This is a genomic window from Marinomonas sp. FW-1 (assembly GCF_005222245.1).
Lineage (GTDB): Bacteria > Pseudomonadota > Gammaproteobacteria > Pseudomonadales > Marinomonadaceae > Marinomonas > Marinomonas alcarazii.
This window is the reverse complement of record NZ_CP025987.1, coordinates 12,571-34,723: the sequence shown is the minus strand read 5'-3', so window position 1 is coordinate 34,723 and position 22,153 is coordinate 12,571. Positions and strand designations below refer to the sequence as shown.

Genomic DNA, 22,153 nt, shown 5'->3' with positions numbered 1-22,153 from the left:
AACCGATCAACCGCTGTGCCGTAGAATCAACAAAAATAATTACGACTATTTAGCAACTTCAAGTTAAATAATGATCTTTATGTGGGTAAACTTGCATTACTGGATTCGAGTAAAAATACACTCTGACATACAATCACGAGCTCACAACAAACAATGCTCACTCTAAGGTGAATAAGGCAAACTATGAAAATCATCATTATAGGTGCGGGCCAAGTCGGCGCGACGCTTGCAGAAAACCTAGCAAGTGAAGATAACGATATTACCGTCATTGATACAGACCTCACTCGCCTTAGAGAGCTTCAAGATCGTCTCGATATTCAAACCGTAGAAGGTAGCGGGTCACACCCGGATGTATTGGATCAAGCGGGTTGTAACGACGCCGATATGTTGATCGCGGTAAGCAACCAAGACGAAACCAATATGATCGCATGTCAGGTCGCTCATACTTTGTTTAAAACACCGACCAAGATAGGTCGTGTTCGTTCTAGCGCTTATGCAAAATACCCAGAGCTATTTGCTGATGCCGCCATCCCATTGGATGTTCGTATCAGCCCAGAAAAAGAAGTCACCAAACACCTTAGCCGATTAATACGTTATCCAGGCGCGTTGCAGGTAATGGAGTTCGCCGAAGGCAAAGTGCAATTGGTTGTGGTGAAAGCAGAAAAGGGCGGCCCTCTCATCGATCAGCCAATCAGCTTTTTGAAAGAGCATATGCCATCGATTCAAACTCGTATTGCTGCAATCTACCGAGATGGCAAGTCGATTTCTCCTGACGGCAATACGCACATTCATGCCAATGACGAAGTCTTCTTCCTGACCGCACAGCGTGATGTATTGGATGTCATGAGTGAGCTGCGCCCATTAGACGTTCCATATCGACGCATCATTATTGCCGGTGGCGGTAACATTGGTGAACGTTTGGCGCAAAGTTTAGAAAAAGAATATCGCGTTAAAATTATCGAGCGCGATCCTGAGCGTTGCCGCTATTTGTCTGAAACCCTCGACAACACCATTGTTTTGAATGGCGATGCTTCTAAACAGGAATTGTTACTGGAAGAGAACATCGAATCCACAGATGTATTCTGCGCCTTAACCAACAACGATGAAGCCAACATTATGTCTTCCATGTTGGCAAAAGTGCTCGGCGTACGTACGGTTATGACCATCATTAATAACCCTGCGTATGTGGACATTGTTCAAGAAGGCATGATCGACATTGCGATTTCGCCTCAACAAACCACCATTAGTTCGCTGCTTAGTTATATCCGACGCGGTGACGTGGTTAACGTACACTCCATGCGTAAAGGTGCGGCGGAAGCATTGGAGGCAGTAGCGCATGGCGATTATCGCTCTTCCAAAGTGGTTGGCCGCAGCATAGCGAATTTGAACTTGCCGGAAGGCGCAACCATTGGTGCCATCGTTCGCGAGGACGATATGCTTGTCGCTACCAGTGAATTAGTGATTCAGGCGGAAGATCACGTCATTATCTTCGTGACGAATAAGAAGCAAATTCCTGCAGTGGAGCAACTCTTCCAAGTAGGACTGACTTTCTTCTAGTCGCTCCCTACATGCCTGCCTTAACACGACCAGTCGTTAGGGTTTGTTAACGTTGCTTAAGAAGAAATACGGTAAGATAAGTAAGAAGCCCAATAAGGGCTTCATCAGAAATTTAACGCAGACCTAACGACACAAGAGCGTTAGGCTCTAGGAAGCAAGTATGCATTTTAGTGTTATTTTACGAGTCATCGGATTATTGGTTATGGTATTCAGTGTGTCACTGATTCCACCAATCATTGTCTCTTTAATTTACTCTGATGGTGCGCTCAATGCGTTTCTTTATGCGTTAGGTATCAACTTAATCGGTGGTTTTCTACTCTGGTTTCCAGTTCGTCGAGAACGTGGCGAGTTAAAAATTCGTGACGGTTTCTTGGTTACTGTACTGTTCTGGACGGTGCTAGGCTTGTTCGGTTCTGTGCCATTCTTTCTAGCCGAAAACCCAGAACTCACTTTTACCGATGCGCTATTTGAATCCATTTCTGGTCTCACAACGACAGGGGCGACGATTCTCACTGGCATCGATGATTTGCCTCAGTCGATTCTTTTTTATCGCCAGCTTCTCACTTGGTTAGGTGGTATGGGTATCATCGTATTGGCCGTTGCCATCATGCCGATGTTGGGTATCGGTGGTATGCAGCTCTATCGAGCAGAGACACCAGGACCCGTAAAAGACACCAAACTGACACCTCGAATTGCCGAAACCGCGAAGGCCCTTTGGTATATTTACGCCACGTTAACCACTGTCTGCGCATTAGGTTATTGGATCGCAGGTATGAGCTTGTTCGATGCGATTTGTCACAGTTTCTCCACCGTGGCGATTGGCGGCTTCTCGACTCATGATGCCAGCATTGGCTACTTTAATAGCGTTGCAATCGAGTTGATTTGTACCTTCTTTATGATTGTCTCAGCATTCAACTTTGCTTTGCATTTCTATGCTTGGCGTCATAAGAGTGTTTGGCATTACTTTAAGGATCCAGAGGCGCGCTTTTTTCTGTTAATTCTTGGCAGTACCGTTCTTTTAACGACGCTCGTTTTGGCGATGACATCCACTTATGACTGGGTAACATCAATTCGCTATGCAGTCTTCGAAAGTGTTTCTATCGCAACCACCTCTGGTTTTGGCACCTCAGATTTTGCTAGCTGGCCGCATTTCTTACCTTTCTTGTTGATCGTCACGTCATTTGTCGGTGGCTGTGCCAGCTCGACAGGCGGCGGTATGAAAGTCATACGTATTCTGTTAATCCTTAAGCAGGGCATGCGAGAAATCAAACGCTTGATTCACCCAAATGCCGTTATTCCCGTTAAGGTTGGCGGCAAGGCAATTAATGAGCGTGTGGTCTCTGCAGTATGGGGATTCTTCTCAGCCTATTTGTTGGTTTACGTGGTACTGATGATAGGGCTTATGGCCACAGGATTAGATCAAGTCACGGCTTGGTCTGCGGTTGCAGCAACATTGAATAACCTAGGTCCAGGCTTGGGCGATGTCTCATCCAGCTTTACCAGCGTCAGTGATCCTGCAAAATGGATGCTGTGTTTTTCTATGTTATTGGGTCGTTTAGAAGTCTTTACTTTGCTGGTATTATTCACGCCTATGTTTTGGCAAAAATAAAAACCATAAGAGAGGCAAGCTTTGACACCCGCTATCAACCAGCTTAAAAAGCTGAAAGTTGCGTTTAGTATTCATGAATATGAACACGACAGTAGTTGCTCAAACTTTGGCGAAGAAGCCGCTCAAAAGTTAAACCTAGATCCAGCTTGCGTCTTTAAAACATTGTTAGTCACCGACGAAAAAAACACCTTCGTCACCATTGTGCCAGTAACAGGTACATTGAACTTGAAACGAGCAGCCAGTGCCTTGGGCGTAAAAAAGCTGCGCATGGCCGACACCAAAGATGCCGAACGACTTACTGGCTATTTAGTTGGCGGCATCAGCCCAATTGGGCAAAAGAAAAGTCTAATCACCTGCATTGATGAAAGCGCCCAAGCCTTCGAAAAAGTCTATGTGAGCGGCGGACAACGAGGCTTAGACATAGGTCTTGCACCCAAGGATCTAAGCTTAGCTTGTCGTAATGCTTCTTTCGCTGCCATTGGTGAAAGTAAATAGACAGCGATACATAACGCCAAATACTATGGGCAAATCAAACTTCTTCACTCACTAAACAGAGCATCTTTCCATGGCGCAAATTAAACCTATTATTCTATTAGACCGAGACGGCGTCATTAACCAAGACTCAGACGCTTATGTAAAATCCGTCGATGAATGGCAGCCCATCCCAGGCAGCATAAAATCCATATCAGCACTGTCTAAAGCAGGCTTTAAAATCTTTGTCGTTACCAACCAATCAGGGATTGCGCGCGGTTACTATGACGAAACAACATTGCAAGCAATGCACGATAAGATGACAGCATTGGTGGCAGCAGAGGGCGGTAAAATTGATGGCATTCAATATTGTCCACATGGCCCAGACGATAACTGCCAATGTCGTAAGCCAAAAAGCGGCATGATTGAAAACATTGAAGCTGAGCTAGGCTTATCCTTCGAGGAGCACCCAGCCATTATGGTCGGAGACTCTCTCAGAGACCTTCAGGCGGGAAATGCACGCGGCTGTTCACCAGTGTTGGTTTTAACCGGAAAAGGCCGTGAAACGCAGTACAAGACGATAGATTTCCCTTTCAGCGTTTATACAGACCTTGCGGCCTTCACCATCGCGACGCTTCACAAATACAGCTAATTGAATCAAGCGACCATAGTCTAGCTGAAGCAACTTGTTAGTAAGTGGTTACTACTAAGTTGCTTCAGATACAAACTAGGTGTCTCGTGTCATGCCCGCTAATCTGTGCCAGCTCAACGATATTAACAAGGCCAAAATCAATAGCAGATATGGAAAGGCTTTGGCGCTAAAAGCATCAATAATGACCCCAGCCAAAGAGGGAGCAAACAAGGCACCAAAACCACAACACACAAAGACATAACCTGTGCGTTTGCCGTTCAGTGCCATGATGTTATTCGCATACGAAAACAACATAGGGAAAAAGGCTGAGCAACCCAAGCCCAACCACAAGGCAATCAGCACCAGCGGCGCATCGGATAATACCATTGCCAGACACCCCGTACAGCTCAGCGTCAGCAAACCATAAATACCCTGTCTTGGGGCAATCCAGCGCAACAAAAACACAGAGATCAAACGTCCAAGGGATAAACTCACAAAGAACCAAGTCACGAGAATCGCGGCGGTGTTTTGATCTTCTCCTGACAAAACCGCATAAGTACTGATCCAACCCGCAATGCTAATTTCAAATCCGACATACAAAAAAATAACCACCAAAAATGCTAAAAAACTGGCTTTTTGCTTTGTCGCTGGAACCGTCTCACTGGCCCTTACTTCAAAGGTCGGGCTAGGTTGTCGCCACAGGAAAATAGGCAACAGAACCGCATACAAGGCCACCAGCCAATAGCCGGCACCGTAGCCATGACCAGTCCATTGCGCGAAGACAAGAATCAGAGGCGCCAGCATGCAACCAGCACTGTGGCATAAATGCAAAATCGTAACGTAAGAGCCAACTTTCTCTTTATGCAGCCACAACATCATCATGTTGCCGCCTGCGTTAGCAGACACTTCCGTTGCCCCAAGCAAAAAGAATAACACCACCAGCATCGATAAGCTGGTCGAGAAGGGCACCATCACCAATCCAGCAACCATACACAGCAACATCACAATCAGGTAATGATGACCTTGCCAGCGGTCGAACATTCGACCCGCCAATAGAGCACCAAAAATGTTGCCTATTGCTCGGGCGCTAAACACGATGGAAATTTCCGCCACGGAGGCATCAATAAGATCCGCTAAATAAATTAGACTGGGACCCAATATACCCGCAACCGCACCAACGGCAATAAACATGGCGCAGTACAGCGCAGTTCGAGTTAATTCCTTCATCGAGCAGTATCCATTTGTCTAGTTTATAAAGTAAATCCGGATTTAATCATGCAACCTGATTAATTAATAGGCACTTATGTCTAGGCGGGTAACAATCTTCAAACACGTAGCTTAAAAAAATAATTAGATGATAATGGTTATTATTATGTAAAATAGCCATGACTTTTGGCTTTCTCATGACGCAACTTGGAGGTAAGGAAATATGGAAAGACTTATAGATCGTCTTTTCAACACAGCAAGATCTTACATTCCTGCATTAGACGGAGAAGAAGGCCGCTCAGATGAGATGCCAAACACCGCAAACCTGTCCGCCAAAAACCCAGAACAAGCATTACGTGTGTTGCATAACAAATTACAAGAAGCACACCCAGAAACAGGCTCGCCTTATTGGCGGGTAAGGAGTTGGGGGTTAGTTTGTTGGCAACCAGTGTATTTGGCGATGATTTGCGTCTATCAACTCAAAGCCATACCTCAGCGTTTACAAGACTTAGAACAAAAGCAAAGCGGCGAGATGATCGCGGGCTATTGTTTACCTGATGGGATTTGGTATGAAGGCAATCACGAGTTTCTTATCAGCCGTGTTTGTCAGCAACTCAATGTTCTTTTCCAATCGTTTGCCAACGCACATGTAGATGCTTTTGGTGGACAACCAGCACTTTATAGAGGCTTGCTGGCAGATCAATTAATGAGTGCATTAATAGCCATCGGCAACAGGCTCCCCATTGAACAAAAATTCGATCTTGAGCAGGATTTTCGCGATTGGGCAGAAGCAATGACTTTACCGTTAAAACCACTAGCGGGGCTACGCCTGCAAGAAACCGACGCACCGGTTTTTGTGCGTCACACTTGCTGTTTGCACTTTCGCCGCGACGACGGAAAACTTTGTGCGAATTGCCCAAGACTGCGCACAAAAAACACTAAGAAAAAGCAACTTATTAGCCATTAATTGCCAACAAGTTGCTGTCAGTTCGTTAACCTTTTAAAAACTGTCCCACCCAAGCCATCAGCTGCTGATTGTCTATCGACTCATTAGCAACCGTCTGACGTGCTTTCGCAGCCACATCAGGCGCTAGAGTCACACCATCATATAAGTCGATCAATTCGTTCTCATAAGCCTTGGAAAATTCAGGATGGCCCTGGAAAGTCAAAATACGATCTTCGTAAATGAGTCCCGCGTGCTGACAAAAATCACTGCTCAAAAAGCTCGTCATTTTCTCGGGTTTTTCTAATACTTGGTCTTGGTGAAAAGCGCAAAAAGCGATGTCTTTCTGAGTTAAAGGCGTTTTTACATTATCTGCAATTTGGTAATGATGAACCCCCACACCCCAACCGCCATCAAATTTAGCAACGCGGCCACCAAGTGCTCTGGCGATAACTTGATGGCCAAAGCAAATCCCGACCAACACTTGGCGCTTGGCATCCACTTCACGTATAAACTCACATAAACGAAGAATCCATGGCTCATCTGCATACGCATCCGCTTTAGAGCCAGTAATCAACCAAGCATCACAGGTGTCCGTACTGTCTGGAAACTCATCCAAACGAACGTCAAATATCTCAAACGACAACTCAGGCTCTAATATAGCAATCTGCTGAGCAAACATTTCAGCATAGGTTGGGTACTTAGAGCGCAGTTCATCAGGTGTAATGCCCGCAGCGAGAATTCCTATCTTCATTAATTATTTACCTCAAAAAAACAGCGGTTAAGGATTTTGAAAACGACTTTGGCGGCGCATGATAAAAATGGCAGCGATGACGGCAATCGAGACAACCAAGATCATCAAGGTCGCTAGCGCATTTATCTCTGGCGTAACGCCCAGTCTCACTTTAGAGAAAATCACCATAGGCAAAGTGGAATTACCAGGACCAGACACAAAACTAGCAATAACCAAATCGTCCAATGATAACGTAAAGGACAGCAACCAACCTGATAATATCGCTGGTGAAATCAATGGCAAAGTAATCAGGAAAAATAACGACACGGGCTTAGCCCCTAAATCCATTGCGGCTTCTTCCAACGTCTCGTCCAGCGACGACAAACGCGATTGAACGACAACAGCAACGTACGCCAAACAGAAGGTCGTGTGCGCAATGACAATGGTGGTCGTGCCTCGACCTGCGGGCCAACCAAACATACTTTCCATCGCCACAAACAACAGTAACAACGACAAGCCAGTAATGACCTCAGGCATCACTAATGGTGCTGTTACCCAGCCAGCCATCATGGTTTTGCCGCGGAATTTACCCATTCGACTCAACACAAAGCCCGCTAAAGTCCCCAATACTGACGCCAGGGTTGCACTGATAAAGGCGATTTTTAAACTGACCCAAGCCGCGTTCATAATCTGCTCATTCTGAAACAGCTCTACATACCATTTGAGAGACCAGCCACCCCATACGGTCACCAGTTTAGATTCGTTGAAGCTGTAAATAATCAAAGCAACAATGGGGGCATATAAAAACAAAAAGCCGAAGCCAGCACTGAGCTTAAGTGCTAAAGAATGATTTTTCATTACAGAGCCTCCTTGTTGCCATTACGCATAAACATAATAGGGCCCACCAAGACAATCAGCATAATGATCGCCACAGCAGACGCTAAAGGCCAATCTCGATTCAAGAAGAATTCATCCCATAAAACTCGACCAATCATCAAAGTGTCTGAGCCACCCAATAACGAGGGTATGACAAACTCACCGACAGCGGGGATAAATACCAACAAACAGCCAGCGATGATGCCAGGTTTTGCCAATGGTAAAGTGACAAAGCAAAATGCTTTCCATGGCTTGGCGCCTAGGTCTTTCGCGGCTTCAATCAAGCTCATGTCCATTTTTTCTAGCGTGGTATAAAGCGGTAGGATCATAAACGGCAAATAGGTGTAAACAATACCAATATACACCGCCACATCCGTTTGTAGGATTTGTAATGGCTGATCAATCAAGCCTAAAGACATCAATGTATCGTTGACCAAACCATTCTTTTTCAGCAACGACATCCAAGCATAGACGCGCAATAAGAATGATGTCCAAAAAGGCAAAATGACCAATGATAACAATATCGTACGCGCAGTCGGACCACTACGAGCAATCAGATAAGCAATCGGAAAACCGATAATTAAAGTGAAAAAAGTCGACACCGCCGCAATACGCAAAGAGCTTAAATAAGCGTCTAAGTAAAAACGCGATTCGAACAAAAACAAATAGTTGCCAAAGGTAATCTTTAACGTTGCGTAAGCGCTACTTGGATCCCACTCCAATAAAGGCGAATAGGGCGGCACCGCAATCATTGCCTCTGAAAGCGATATTTTAAACACCACTAAAAAAGGGATAAAGAAGAACGCAGCCAACCACAACATTGGAATTAGGATAACGAACCAGCGCCCCAAACGAATGGCTTGCAAACGCTGCAGCAGCGTCGGCTGTGTTGTATTGGTCGGTGCGTTTATCATGATGTTAATACCACGCTGCTGTCGGCATCCCAAGATAGGTAAACATGATCATCCCATGTTAGACGCTCCCCAGTATCTCGATGGGAATTGGGTTGTGTAATACGCACTTCTTTCCCTGACAGCAAACGCACTTTGAAGATGGACTGGCTCCCCATGTACGCCACTTCCGTAATAACCCCTTCTGCGGAGTTATTTTCGGCACTGGATGTTTCTCGGGCGATACGCATTTTTTCAGGGCGAATCGCGACATTTACCACTTGGTTAGGTGCGCAGCTGATACCATGATCCAAGTAAATAAGGCCATTGGTATCATCACATTGAATCGCAGCGCTATCACGCTCATCCGACACCACAATGCCGTTAAACAAATTCACGTTACCGATGAACTCAGCGACAAAACGATTACTAGGGTATTCATACACCTCATGGGGTTCGGCAGTTTGGACGATGACACCGTTGTTCATAACGCCAATGCGCGTTGCTAACGTCATCGCCTCTTCTTGGTCATGAGTGACCACCACAAATGTGATTCCAAGCTCGTCTTGTAAGCGCATTAATTCGAATTGTGTTTCTTCACGTAACTTCTTATCTAATGCCCCCAAGGGCTCATCCAGCAAAAGAAGTTTAGGGCGCTTGACCAAAGAACGCGCCAATGCAACACGCTGACGCTGGCCACCAGATAACATATGCGGTTTGCGACGAGCAAGGTGACCTAATTGCACCATCTCTAGAATATCCGCTACGCGCTGCTTCACTTCACGGCTTGGCAAGCCCTCACGCTTTAAACCAAACGCCACGTTCGCTTCAACCGTCAAATGAGGGAACAAAGCATAAGACTGAAACATCATATTTACTGGGCGTTCCCACGGTGGCACATGAGACATGTCCACGCCGTCGATGATAATTCGACCCGAGGTGGGGGATTCAAACCCAGCTAACATTCGTAACAAAGTACTTTTACCCGAACCAGATCCGCCCAGCAGACAAAACAGTTCGTTCTTATAAATATCCAAAGAGACATTATTCACGGCAGTGAAGTCTCCAAACGCCTTATTAATTTGTTCAATGCGAACAAAAGGCTCTGCGTCTTTTTGACGCCAAGTTGGCATGGATTGCGAAGTCACAATAGGAGAAACAGAAGATACAGACATAAACGCACCAGTCAGCATGGTAAGTATTCAAGAAAAGTGACGCCGAAACGACGTCACTCACGCACAGATGGCTGCTTAGCGCCCAGTTTTGATGTTAGTCCAAGCACGTGTCAATAAACGATCGAAGCGCGCAGTGTGAGCTACTTGTACGAACAGTTTCTCTTTGATTTCCTGAGTTGGGTACACACCTTTATTGGTTGCCACTTCTTCATCTAGCAATGGCGCCGCCGCCGTGTTGGGCACCGCATAGAAAACGTAGTTCGAAATCGCTGCGGCAATGTCCTTTTTCAAAATAAAGTCGATGAATTTGTGGGCAGCTTCAGGATGGGGAGCGTCAGCAGGAATTGCCATTAAATCAAACCACACCAAGGTGCCTTCTTTTGGGATCACGAACTTAATATCAACGCCTTGACCCGCTTCTTCAGCACGGCTTTGCGACTGCAAAATATCACCGTTGTAACCAATCGCCACGCACACATCACCGTTAGCTAAATCGGAAATGTATTTGCTGGAATGGAAATAACGAATGTTATCCTGAGCCTCTGACAGGAGTTTTGCGGATTCCGTTAACGCATCTTTGTCTTCGGAGTTTGGATCCACGCCACGATAATTATTAACAACCGACATCACTTCTGCAGGAGAATCCAACACAGCAATACCACAGTCGTTCAACTTAGCCGCAATACTTGGATTAAATAAAATATCCCAAGAATCAATATCCGCCGTACCCAAACGCTCTTCAATCATTTTAGTATTGTAGCCAATACCGATCGTGCCCCAAGCATAAGGAATATTATGAACATTACCGGCATCGTGCTTTTCAATTTGCTTTGCCAGTGTTTGATCCAAGTTGCCATAGTTACTCAGCTTACTTTTGTCGATGGCTTGATACACGCCTGCTTTCACCTGTCGCTCGAAGAATGAGTTAGATGGCATAACCACGTCGTAGCCAGAACCACCAGCCATGAGTTTTGCTTCCAACACTTCGTTGCTGTCATAAACGTCGTAATTCACCTTGATGCCCGTTTCCTTAGTAAACTGCTCCAAAGCACCTGGCGCCATATAATCCGACCAGTTATAAACGTTTAAAACATCTTCAGCGTAGCTACTAACAGCAAAACTAGACGCTGCACCAGCGATCAATATACTCAATACATTGCGTTTCATGTGGAGTTCTCCCATATACAGCCAACGTGACATTGGCTGGTTCCTGTTGTGATGTTGTTTTCGTATTCAAGCTAAGCCTCTGATGGACTCTAAATTCTAATGTCGCTGTGCTTTGCAGCGCTTTTACAAATAGGCTTCATATTCCACATTGGAAATACGGCCATATATTTTTTGTTGTTCTTGTTCTTTTGCCGCGCCATAGACACGCACAAATTCGCTCCCCAAATACTCTGTTAAAAACGCGCTGTCTGCAAAAGATTCAGAAGCCAGTTCCCAACGATTCGGTAGCGGCTCAAAACGTTCCGACATAGCATAAGCATCGCCTTCAATGGGCTGTGGCGGAGACATTTTCGTTTCAATGCCATGCAACGCTGCCCCCAACACCGCCGCCAATACTAAATAAGGATTCGCGTCTGCGCCAGCCACTCGATGCTCAATTCGACGAGCAAAATGATCACTTTCTGGAATACGCACTGCAACAGTGCGGTTTTCATAGCCCCAGCTCGCAAATGTTGGCGCATGTGCTCCATTTTGGAAGCGGCGATAAGAGTTCATATGCGGTGCAAACACCAGCATAGAATCGGACATATGGTTCAATAATCCAGCAACCGCTTGCAGCAATAAAACCGAGCCTTCGTCTGTGCCGTTGTTAAATACGTTATTACCTTGCTCATCAAGTAAACTAAAATGAACATGGAAGCCATTGCCGCTCTTGTCTGCATAGGGTTTTGCCATGAAGGTCGCACCAAAGTCATGTTGACGAGCAACGCCTTTAACCAAACGCTTAAACATAATCGCATGGTCTGCCGCTAGAACAGCGTCGTTGCTATGCTTCATGTTGATTTCGAATTGACCAGGACCTAATTCAGAAATAATAGTGTCCGCAGGAATGCCTTGGATCTCACACGCTCGGCGAACTTCCGCAAAGAACGCTTCCAAGCCATCCATTTCTTCGATGGAGTAACAGTCCGTTTTATTCAAACGCACACCGTTGCCTTCTACGATGATAGGAGGAGAAGGCTGGCGTTTGGCTTCTGATTGACCATCTAATAAGTAAAATTCTAGCTCTGTTGCCACAACGGGTGTGTAGCCGAGATCCTTAAAACGCTTAACAATGCGCGTCAATATTTGACGAGGGTCTGGATAAAATGGTGTGCCATCGGCGTTGTACATCATGGCCAAGATTTGATCACGAGCGGACTCTGCCCACGGCACAGAAATAGGTTTAGGATGAACAGCGAAACACACGCCATCACTGTCACCCGTCTCAAAGACCATACCATTATCGAGAACGTCATCACCCCAGTGGTCGAACCCAATGACTGAGTGAGGCAGTTTTACCCCTTGCGTCATCACGCTTTTTAAACCACTAGAGGGCATACGCTTGCCACGCAAATTGCCGTTTAAATCTGTAATAAACAGATCAAATTCGTTGTTCCCTTCGTACATATCAGACATAGAATGTTCTCTTATGAAATGAGTCTTACTGCAGAAGAAGTTGTGCTCTCTAAGATGATAATCGAGTTTTAATTCGATTTTCATATTGCTTAAACAGGATTTAAGTCAATTTCTTCCGATATAAATCACCTTAACCTGAGCAAATGATGCGAGTAACTATCCCCGAGTGGGTATATGCAAAGATAGAACCACTTATATATAAATCACGCTTAAAAAGATCACTGCTTTTCTTCACATTCAGCTAATTTGCTGATATTTATTAATAAAGCATCATCTTAATGTGTTTTGAGAAGATAACTTTCGAACACCATAAGCCGAAAAATCATTCAGGTTATGTATTCATTTTTACTACAGAAATTACGCGAAAGTCGATGGAAATTTTGCAGAAGCAGAGCAATTTTAGGAATAAAAGCAAAACCGATAAATAACTCGACTTAAACTTGATCGAATAGAGCACTATTTAAAATAGCCAATGGTTTGTGTATTCATCACTTTCATGCCGCACCTCACTTAAGCGATGCATGCGGAAGGACTTCAACATAATGCAAAAAAGCACTCTAAGAGGACAATTATCCTTACCCGAATTAATGAAAGACCTAGGCGCTCTCACTAATCACATTCGGGTACCCAGCTTTCCCATTGCGTTAGAGGGAGTTCTTAGCAACATTTGCTATTTCGATACCATTATCATGGTCACTTACAAAAAAACGCTGAAACCGCTGCTGATTCATCCAAGTGACCCAAGCGAGCAAAGTCAAACCCTGCGAATGTATTTGAACAAGGCGTATTTGTTAGACCCCTTATTTAACACCATTCAGCAGGGCATCTCGCCGGGCGTATATCGTTTGGCCGACATGTCTCCAGACTCCTTTGAGGAAACTGAGTACTACCAAACTTGTTATCGCAACTTTGACTTAGTCGATGAAATTAATATTTTGGTGGAATTGGACACAACCACAACCTGTGTGATTTCGTTGGGGCGTCAGAAAGCAGTTGGCTCCATTCGTCGAACAGAATTGAATAACTTGAAAAGCGTTTTTCCCATGCTAGAAGCCTTGATTCGTCAGTTTTGGCTAACACAAGCAGGGGAGTTCGTTGAAAGGGAATCTAGGTCTGGACCATTAAAGTACGCGCTCAAAACCTTTGCTCATGGCGTGTTAACCACCCGCGAGCAAGAAATTTTAGGCTTGTTGCTCAAAGGTCACTCGTCAAAATCCATCGCTAACGAGCTGGGCATCAGTGCCGGTACGGTAAAAGTACACCGTAAAAATATCCACGCACGCTTAGACACATCAACGCAGTCGGAAATCTTCACCTTGTTCCTCAGCCACCTAGATTCACTAGACAGGGAAAAAAGTTAATATGAAAAGCGGGCAATTAAGACAACTATTCAGGATCGTTTAGATGTCGTTCTAAAACGCTGGTTAACATCAATTTTAAATCATCAAGCGTGCGCGCGGCACGACGTTCGTTTTGGTTTACGACGACCAGATACGTACTGTGTGTTACTTCTAGGTAGAGACGCGCGATGCGCTCTCGCTCCCGAATGTGCTTGTTTAACCCTAAGCGTTTGAACACCTTGGCCATTTTCGAAATGACCATATCATCATGGCGTTCATCCAATTCACGTAACTCTTGCACCGAAAACATAGCTTGTACTAAACGTAATACCGCACGCTGCTGACGATAAGTGCGTAAATTGATATTAACAACTTGATCGATAAAGTCGGACAGCGTCATCTCTTCCAGACGCCACTCCTGAATGTCTTTTAGCACTTCTTCAATACTGTCCAGCCAAGACTTACCCATGGCATAGAGAATAGCGTGCTTATTTGGGAAATAGTGGTACAAAGATCCCACAGAAATGCCAACTTCTTTTGCAATAATGGCCGTATTCAGATCATTCAAACCAACGGTTTCCAACAATTCGCTAGTCACGTCTAAAATTTGTTGTGCGCGCTTAATGGAGCGAGACTGCACAGGCTCGCTACGAGGCGAAACAGATTGCATGGTTTTCATTGTCGTAGGGGGAGTTGCCATAATAAAGATTGGCTTCCTTATAAACAGAGAAGTTCAATTAAAGTGATTAAATTATACACATAGCAATGAAGACTAAACATACCCATCAGTCGCCATTCATCACATTAGGGTAAACGATCTAACATTGAGTAATACAGCATCCCAGCGACTAAACCAGGCCAACGGAGTAAGGTGCCGCCAGGAAAATCACGCATGGGAAGCCGTTCAAATGCATCCACGGTTTCTAACGATCCTTGCACGGCTTTGGCAAAAATCGCCCCCGCATACGTTGCCATTGCCACTCCGTGACCAGAATAACCATGAGCTACAAAAATATTTTCTTGCTGGCGCGCAATATGCGGCATGCGATTAAGCGTAATCGCTAAGGTACCGCCCCAAGCGTAATCAATGCGGTATTTGCCTAGCTCAGGGTAGGTTTCCAACATATGTTTTTTAACAAACTCTGCAATATCTTTTGGAAAACGCTGACTGTAGTTTTCACCGCCCCCCCACAACATTCTTCTGTCTTTTGATAAGCGATAATAGTTCACGACAAATTTTGAATCTGCCACAGCAATGCGGTCTGGATTAATTCGATTGGCAACACTTTCCGGTAACGGTTCTGTTGCAATAATAAAGTTGTTAATCGGCATGATCTTTCGTGCAGCAGGACCATTCAAATGCCCAAGATAGCCATTGCACGCAAACAATAAATAACGACAACGTACACGACCTTTGGCCGTCATAACCTCAGGTTGCTTGCCATCGGTGTATTCCAATACTGCGGAATGGTGATACAACTTAGCACCGTGAGCTTCCGCAGCGCTCGCCAAGCCAAGCGCAAAGTTCAGCGGGTGAATGTGCGCACCTTCTTTATACCATTCACCACCATGATAACGATCTGTACCCAATTTATCGGCAACAGCGTTCGCATCCAAAAACTCAACCTCTTCGTAATTGAGTTGCTGGCGTTTGTATTCAACGGCTTCTTTAATCTCATCCGCATGACGCGACTTAGACGCCACATGCAATACTCCAGCAGCCAGGTCACAATCGATTTGATACTTCGCAATCAGCTCCTTTACCAAATCAACCGATTCGACCGAGGTTTGCCACAACACATCGGCAGTGTCTTTACCGACCTTTTTGACCATCTCGGCGTGGCCCATGTTGTGGCCTTGGCAAATTTGTCCACCATTACGCCCAGATGCTCCCCAGCCAATTTCATTGGCTTCCAGTAAGACCACTTGAAAACCCGCTTCAGCAAGGTGAAGCGCCGCAGAAGTGCCAGTAAACCCACCACCTATAATACAAATATCGGTACTGTGATCCCCGACTAACTGAGGACGGCTTTGGTACGCTTTTGCCGTAGCTTCGTAGTAAGACGGCTCATGTTTGCTCAAGGAAAACTCCTGTAATAGTTCAAAACCCAATAACCGAATGATTGATCGAATTTATAGTCAGTGTCAATTGTAATATAAACTTATTTTTTGACCAGGTGTTGATTTAATGATCAAAGTAAAATAATGTTTAAACCGAAGTATTATTCGGGTTGTGAGAAAGAGTACCCCAATAGCAAGAGCCAGTAAAAAAACGTTACGGCTTAAAAACGTTCGTTAAGCAGCCAACTTAAGGTGAGTTATGACAGAGTTTGAAGCTTTTTTAAAAGAGCATGCAATTACTGAAGTCGAGTCAACATTAGCTGATATGACAGGGAATGCGCGAGGTAAGTTTTACCCAACATTCAAGTTCCTTGCGGAGAAGACAGGGCGCATCCCTGAAACCGTTTTGGTGCAAAGTGTGACGGGGGATTGGGCTGACAATCACTACGATATTGTCGACGCCAGCGACCGCGACATGGTGTTGAAGCCAGACCCAAACACCATACGCATGGTGCCATGGGCCGACGAACCCACTGCTCAAGTCATCAATGACTGTTATACCACCGACGGCAAGCTTCACCCATTGGCAAGCCGTACAATCTTGCGTCATATTTTGTCACTCTATGAAGCCGAAGGCTTAAAACCCGTCATCGCGCCAGAAGTCGAGTTTTATCTGATCCAACCTAATACAGACCCAGATTATGAACTAAAACCGGCAGCAGGGCGTTCTGGCAAACGTGAAACATCGCGCCGCTCATACAGCATTGATGCGGTAAACGAGTTCAACACCATCATTGATACTCTGTACAGCTATTGTGAAGCTCAAGGCTTGGACGTAGACACCTTGATTCATGAATCCGGCGCCGCGCAAATGGAAATTAACTTTATTCATGGAGATCCACTGGACTTAGCCGACCAAGTGTTTGTGTTCAAACGCACTTTACGAGAAGCCGCACTAAAACATGGTGTGTATGCCACTTTCATGGCAAAACCGATGAAAGACGAGCCTGGCAGTTCGATGCATATTCACCAGAGTTTGGTCGATGCGAAAACAGGTCAAAATGTCTTTGATGACAACGGTAAACCAAGCGAATTGTTCTACCATTATTTAGGCGGTTTGCAGAAATACACGCCAAATGCGATTTCTTTCTTCGCGCCAAACGTTAACTCATACCGACGTTTTTCACCAGAAATGGCCGCGCCCATTAATATGAACTGGGGGTTTGATAACCGCACAGCAGGACTACGCATTCCATTTGCACCACCACAAGCAACGCGCATCGAAAACCGTTTCCCTGGCGCAGACTCCAACCCGTATCTTGCCATTGCTGCCACCTTGGCGTGCGGTTATTTAGGCATGAAGCAAAAGCTACAACCAACCGACCCGGTCAAAAATAATGAGCCGCCATCCGATTATCCCGAAGTGGAAATTGCGAGAACACTAGAAGAAGGCCTACGTCTATTAGAAGAATGTGAACCATTATGCGACATCTTAGGCAATGACTTTGTCACAGCTTATATGGGTGTCAAACGCAGCGAGTTCGAAACCTTTAACCGAGTTATTAGCTCTTGGGAACGGGAGCATCTATTGTTGAATGTGTAATTATTTTTAATCCGCTAAGCATCGCGACAAGGATAAAAAAGCCTTGCGTAATGTCAGTATCGATATCACTAAGGAACCAAATCATGACACAAAAAAACCATAAAATGCGTCAATTATTACCTATTGCAGGTATGGTCTGTGCGTTAGGCACATCGGCAACGTCCGTTTATGCTGACACGTTAAAATTTTTCAACTGGTCAGATTACATGGCCGAAGACACCGTTGAACGATTTGAAACAGAAACCGGTATTCAAGTCATTCAAGACGTATTTGACAGTAACGAAGTACTAGAGGCAAAACTGCTGGCGGGTAATTCTGGTTATGATTTGGTGGTGCCTACTGCGTCTTTCATGGGGCGTCAAATACAAGCAGGCGTGTTTAGCAAACTGGACAAAGCCAAATTGCCCAACCTAAAACACCTCGACCCTGAACTATTGTCCTTTCTTGAAGCCGTTGACCCCGGCAACCAATACGGTGTGCCTTACTTATGGGGAACCACGGGCATCGGCTATAACGTCGATAAGGTCAAAGAAGTCTTAGGTGAAGATGCGCCAGTAAATAGCTGGGATCTGGTCTTTAATCCAGACAACATGGCAAAGCTACAACAGTGTGGTGTTATGTTTTTAGATTCACCAGACGAACTGTACCCACTAACATTAAATTATTTGGGTAAAAACCCCAATAGCCGTAATCCGCAAGACTATGCGTTAGACAGTGACGCCGTACAATTGCTGAAGAATGTACGTCCTTATGTGACGCAATTCCATTCTTCCCAGTACATCAGTGCATTGGCTAACGGTGATATTTGCGTTGCCATTGGCTGGTCTGGGGATGTTATTCAAGCCCAAGATCGTGCTATTGAAGCCGATAACGGGGTGAACATCGAATACAGCATCCCTAAAGAGGGTACGCAAATCTGGTTTGACATGCTTGCTATACCGAAAGAGGCTGAAAATAAAGAGGCGGCGTACAAGTTCATTAACTTCTTATTACAACCAGAAGTCATTGCCGACATTTCAAACTACGTTGCGTACGCAAACCCAAATCTAGACGCGATGGATCTGCAAGACCCAGATATTTCGAGTAATGAAGGCATTTACCCAAGCAACGAAGTGAAAAAGAAACTCTTTGCGCAAAAGGTGCGAGGCTTGAGAATCGAACGTTTGATGGTACGTTTATGGACGGACATTAAAACCGGACGCTAAACATCCGTCTTTCATTCCAACGTAAACACCAAAAAATGCCTAGCAATGCGCCGCTAGGCATTTTTTGTACTTCTAAGACAAGAGGAAAATGACGATATACCCCCACGGGGATATGGTCAGAAAGGGCGCTGCTCAGTTAGTTTAGATTCATAGCAACTCATTTAGCGTTTTTGATAGACGCCAGAGAAAGGAATTACGTATGAAAACTTACCAAGAATGGCAAGCACTTCGTAACACAATTAGCCTGCATTCCGACGCCTACATCAATGGTGTTTTTACACCAGCACAAAGCGGTGACACGTTCGATTGTATTAATCCAACGGACGAGTCCTTGTTAGCAAAAGTAGCGAGTTGTGATGAAGCCGATGTGAATCTGGCGACCGCCGCGGCCAACGCCGCGTTTAAAAGCGGTGTTTGGTCAAACATGGCACCAAACAAGCGCAAGCGTATTCTACAAAAATGGGCGGATTTGCTAGAAGAACACCAAGATGAACTGGCCTTAATCGATACTTTGGATATGGGTAAGTCTATTTCAGAAATGGTCGGTATCGATGTACCAGATTCAATCGACTGCTTACGTTGGTCAGCGGAGTGCATTGATAAATTGTACGGTGAAATCGCACCAACAAATCCAGATAATCTGGCGCTCATTAGCCGCGAACCTCTTGGTGTTGTCGCCATCATCACACCGTGGAATTACCCATTAATGATGGTGATGTGGAAAATTGCGCCGGCGCTGGCGGCAGGCAACAGCATCATTCTAAAGCCGTCTGAGAAATCGCCTTTAAGCGCGCTCAGAATTGCCGAATTGGCGACACAAGCAGGGGTTCCAGATGGCGTATTCAACGTCCTCCCGGGTTTTGGTCACACCGCTGGGAAAGCCCTTGCGCTGCACCATGATATCGGCACCTTGGCGTTTACAGGCTCTAGCCGCGTTGCAGGCCTGTTAATGCAATACGCGGGGCAATCGAATATGAAGCGTGTTTGGCTAGAAGCGGGCGGTAAATCACCTTGTATCGTCTTTGAAGACTGCAAAGACATTCAAGCCGCAGCCAAAGGTGCTGCAACAGCCATCTTCACCAACCAAGGTGAAGTGTGCATTGCCTGCTCTCGCTTGTATGTTCACAGCAGCATTAAAGACGCCTTCATGGTCGAACTGCTTGCAGCAGCGAAAACTTACGTGCCAGGAGATCCGTTAGACCCAGCCACAAAAATGGGCCCAATGGTCGACAAAGCACAGCTTGATACCGTGACTGGCTTTATCGAAAGTGCCATTGCTGACGGCGCAAAATTGGCGTTAGGTGGCCTTCCAGATTATCAAGAAGGCCAAGGTTTCTATGCAAAACCGACCATTTTTACGGATGCTAACCACACGATGAATTTCGTTAAAGAAGAGATTTTCGGTCCTGTATTAGCCGTTATGACGTTCGATACTGAAGCCGAAGCCATTGAATTGGCAAACGATTCAAAATACGGCTTAGGGGCTTCCATTTGGACCAATGATTTGGGGCGTGCTCACCGTGTCAGCCGTCAATTAGAATCGGGCATGGTGTGGGTAAATACATGGGGTGATGGCGATACCACGGTACCATTTGGTGGCGTTAAAGCGTCTGGAAATGGTCGCGATAAATCTTGGCACGCACTAGAGAAATACACGGAACTTAAAAACACCTGGATTAGCCTGAAATAAACTCATCCTTGGATAGGCAATAACCGTTAGATTAACAGAGGGGCGTTAATAGCCCCGCTTTTTTACTTATGTGCAGACGCTGGATCATAATGTCTACACGCTATAGGAGAGGTTCTCTATGTCATCACCTACTCATGCAAACTCATACTACGCGGCCTCCGCAAATGATAAAGCCATTCGCCCACAGTTAACGGGTGAGCATCGTTGTGATGTCTGTGTCGTTGGTGCTGGGTTTACAGGCATATCGACCGCTCTGAGTCTGGCAGAAAAAGGAAAGCGCGTTATTGTCGTTGAAGGGTCGCGCATCGGCTTTGGCGCTTCTGGTCGCAATGGCGGTCAGATCGTAAACAGCTTTAACCGCGATATTGACTACATCTTCAAGAATTATGGCGACAATATCGGCCAGAAAATGGCAAAAATGGCGTTTGCAGGTTCTGAGTTGATTCGTCACCGCATTGAAAAGTACAACATAGAGTGTGACCTAAAACACGGTAACCTCTTTGCAGCATGCAACAAAAAACAGTTCGAAGAACTGAAAGCCAAAAAAGCATTGTGGGAAGCTCATGGCCACAATGAGCTGGAATTACTAACGGCATCCTCTATCCAAGACCACATCGGCTCGGATCGTTACGCAGGCGGTTTGCTGGACAAGAAGGGCGGGCATATTCAGCCATTAAACCTAGTGCTTGGCCAAGCCAAAGCATTTGAAGCACTTGGTGGACAAATTTTTGAAGACTCCGAAGTCATTCGCTTAGAGCAAGGTAAGCTAGGCAAGGTAGTGACCAAACAAGGTAGCGTCATTGCGGATAAGATTGTTGTTGCCGGCAACGCCTATATGTTTGGCTTATTGCCAGAAGTAGAGAAGAAGGCCATGCCATGCGGAACTCAGGTCATCGCAACGGAGCCGTTGCCGGAAGAAATCCAAAAACAATTGTTACCAACAGATCACTGTGTGGAAGACTGTAACTATTTATTGGATTACTACCGTTTATCAGGCGATGGTCGACTCATCTATGGTGGCGGAACGACCTATGGCGCCCGTGATCCAGGCAAAATTGAGTCCATCATAGTGCCAAAAATGCTGAAAACCTACCCAATGCTTAAAGACGCAAAAATCGATTTCGCATGGACAGGTAACTTTCTTCTTACCATGATGCGTATGCCACAAGTCGGTAAAATTGGCGATAATCTCTATTACGCACAAGGTTATTCAGGACATGGCGTGACCAATTCACATTTGATGGGAGAGATCTTATCCGATGCTATCGACGGTGAAATGGAGCGCTTTGATGTTTTTGCCAGCATGCCGCAATATCAATTCCCCGGCGGTCGTTTATTACGCGTACCTTATACAGCAGTGGGTGCGGTTTACTACAACATGCGCGATAAGCTGGGGATTTAGTCTTTATTGGGCTTTATGAATCCATTCGCTAAGCCGCTTTAAAGCGGCTTTTTTATTATTGGCTCTAAGCGATATGTAAAAATGAGTGATCTCATGCAATAAAATGTTAGTGAGTATTCACTCTAACTCTAGAGCT

The 22,153-nt window shown here is 45.4% G+C and carries 19 protein-coding genes; 10 read left to right on the top strand and 9 right to left on the bottom strand.

Annotated elements, in window-relative coordinates; translation table 11 throughout:
* The first annotated feature begins 183 nt into the window (after positions 1-183).
* The 4 genes from trkA (at position 184) to gmhB (ending at position 4,289) form a co-directional block, all read left to right on the top strand.
* The gene (gene trkA, locus C1X04_RS00150; RefSeq protein ID WP_110576302.1) at positions 184-1,557 is read left to right on the top strand and encodes a Trk system potassium transporter TrkA; all 1,374 of its coding nucleotides are present in this window, start codon (positions 184-186) and stop codon (positions 1,555-1,557) included.
* A gap of 160 nt (positions 1,558-1,717) precedes the next feature.
* Positions 1,718-3,166: a TrkH family potassium uptake protein gene (locus tag C1X04_RS00145; protein ID WP_137168838.1), complete on the top strand. Its 1,449-nt coding sequence runs from the start codon at positions 1,718-1,720 to the stop codon at positions 3,164-3,166.
* A 21-nt stretch (positions 3,167-3,187) separates the two neighbouring features.
* A complete protein-coding gene (gene ybaK / locus C1X04_RS00140) occupies positions 3,188-3,661 on the top strand; it encodes a Cys-tRNA(Pro) deacylase (protein ID WP_110576298.1) in 474 nt (157 codons plus the stop codon).
* A 70-nt stretch (positions 3,662-3,731) separates the two neighbouring features.
* Positions 3,732-4,289, top strand: coding sequence for a D-glycero-beta-D-manno-heptose 1,7-bisphosphate 7-phosphatase (gmhB, locus tag C1X04_RS00135; RefSeq protein WP_137168837.1), 558 nt, complete (start codon positions 3,732-3,734; stop codon positions 4,287-4,289).
* 75 nt (positions 4,290-4,364) lie between these two features.
* On the opposite strand, the gene C1X04_RS00130 is transcribed toward gmhB, so the two are convergent.
* Entirely contained in the window at positions 4,365-5,495 is a 1,131-nt protein-coding gene (locus C1X04_RS00130; protein ID WP_137168836.1) for a sugar MFS transporter, read from the bottom strand.
* 202 nt (positions 5,496-5,697) lie between these two features.
* On the opposite strand from C1X04_RS00130, the gene C1X04_RS00125 reads away from it, so the two are divergent.
* The gene (locus tag C1X04_RS00125; protein WP_137168835.1) at positions 5,698-6,441 is read left to right on the top strand and encodes a siderophore ferric iron reductase; all 744 of its coding nucleotides are present in this window, start codon (positions 5,698-5,700) and stop codon (positions 6,439-6,441) included.
* 25 nt (positions 6,442-6,466) lie between these two features.
* Here the strand turns inward: C1X04_RS00125 and C1X04_RS00120 are convergent, their stop codons facing one another.
* The 6 genes from C1X04_RS00120 to C1X04_RS00095 form a co-directional block, all read right to left on the bottom strand.
* The gene (locus C1X04_RS00120) at positions 6,467-7,171 is read right to left on the bottom strand and encodes a glutamine amidotransferase (protein ID WP_137168834.1); all 705 of its coding nucleotides are present in this window, start codon (positions 7,169-7,171) and stop codon (positions 6,467-6,469) included.
* A 27-nt stretch (positions 7,172-7,198) separates the two neighbouring features.
* A complete protein-coding gene (locus C1X04_RS00115) occupies positions 7,199-8,008 on the bottom strand; it encodes an ABC transporter permease subunit (protein ID WP_110576288.1) in 810 nt (269 codons plus the stop codon).
* Positions 8,008-8,940: an ABC transporter permease subunit gene (locus C1X04_RS00110; protein ID WP_110576286.1), complete on the bottom strand. Its 933-nt coding sequence runs from the start codon at positions 8,938-8,940 to the stop codon at positions 8,008-8,010. Before C1X04_RS00110 ends, C1X04_RS00115 begins: the two co-directional genes overlap by 1 nt.
* The gene (locus C1X04_RS00105) at positions 8,937-10,091 is read right to left on the bottom strand and encodes an ABC transporter ATP-binding protein (protein ID WP_137168833.1); all 1,155 of its coding nucleotides are present in this window, start codon (positions 10,089-10,091) and stop codon (positions 8,937-8,939) included. Before C1X04_RS00105 ends, C1X04_RS00110 begins: the two co-directional genes overlap by 4 nt.
* A gap of 75 nt (positions 10,092-10,166) precedes the next feature.
* Positions 10,167-11,258, bottom strand: coding sequence for a polyamine ABC transporter substrate-binding protein (locus C1X04_RS00100; RefSeq protein WP_110576282.1), 1,092 nt, complete (start codon positions 11,256-11,258; stop codon positions 10,167-10,169).
* Positions 11,259-11,381: 123 nt separating this feature from the next.
* Positions 11,382-12,716: a glutamine synthetase family protein gene (locus C1X04_RS00095; RefSeq protein WP_110576280.1), complete on the bottom strand. Its 1,335-nt coding sequence runs from the start codon at positions 12,714-12,716 to the stop codon at positions 11,382-11,384.
* A gap of 542 nt (positions 12,717-13,258) precedes the next feature.
* On the opposite strand from C1X04_RS00095, the gene C1X04_RS00090 reads away from it, so the two are divergent.
* Positions 13,259-14,077: a response regulator transcription factor gene (locus C1X04_RS00090; protein ID WP_110576278.1), complete on the top strand. Its 819-nt coding sequence runs from the start codon at positions 13,259-13,261 to the stop codon at positions 14,075-14,077.
* A 25-nt stretch (positions 14,078-14,102) separates the two neighbouring features.
* Here C1X04_RS00090 and C1X04_RS00085 read toward each other — a convergent pair whose 3' ends face one another.
* On the bottom strand, positions 14,103-14,756 hold the full coding sequence (locus C1X04_RS00085) for a TetR/AcrR family transcriptional regulator (RefSeq protein WP_137168832.1): 654 nt from the start codon (positions 14,754-14,756) through the stop codon (positions 14,103-14,105).
* Positions 14,757-14,860: 104 nt separating this feature from the next.
* The gene (locus tag C1X04_RS00080) at positions 14,861-16,138 is read right to left on the bottom strand and encodes an FAD-binding oxidoreductase (RefSeq protein WP_137168831.1); all 1,278 of its coding nucleotides are present in this window, start codon (positions 16,136-16,138) and stop codon (positions 14,861-14,863) included.
* A 238-nt stretch (positions 16,139-16,376) separates the two neighbouring features.
* Here C1X04_RS00080 and C1X04_RS00075 point away from each other — a divergent pair, with 238 nt between their 5' ends.
* The 4 genes from C1X04_RS00075 to C1X04_RS00060 all read left to right on the top strand — a co-directional run bounded on the left by C1X04_RS00075 (position 16,377) and on the right by C1X04_RS00060 (position 22,017).
* Positions 16,377-17,720: a glutamine synthetase family protein gene (locus C1X04_RS00075; protein WP_110576272.1), complete on the top strand. Its 1,344-nt coding sequence runs from the start codon at positions 16,377-16,379 to the stop codon at positions 17,718-17,720.
* 83 nt (positions 17,721-17,803) lie between these two features.
* Positions 17,804-18,925 (top strand): extracellular solute-binding protein, encoded by a 1,122-nt coding sequence (locus C1X04_RS00070; RefSeq protein WP_254682295.1) that lies wholly within the window; start codon positions 17,804-17,806, stop codon positions 18,923-18,925.
* Between the two features lie 199 nt (positions 18,926-19,124).
* A complete protein-coding gene (locus C1X04_RS00065; protein WP_137168830.1) occupies positions 19,125-20,615 on the top strand; it encodes an aldehyde dehydrogenase in 1,491 nt (496 codons plus the stop codon).
* 118 nt (positions 20,616-20,733) lie between these two features.
* A complete protein-coding gene (locus C1X04_RS00060) occupies positions 20,734-22,017 on the top strand; it encodes an FAD-binding oxidoreductase (protein ID WP_137168829.1) in 1,284 nt (427 codons plus the stop codon).
* Positions 22,018-22,153 lie beyond the last annotated feature (136 nt).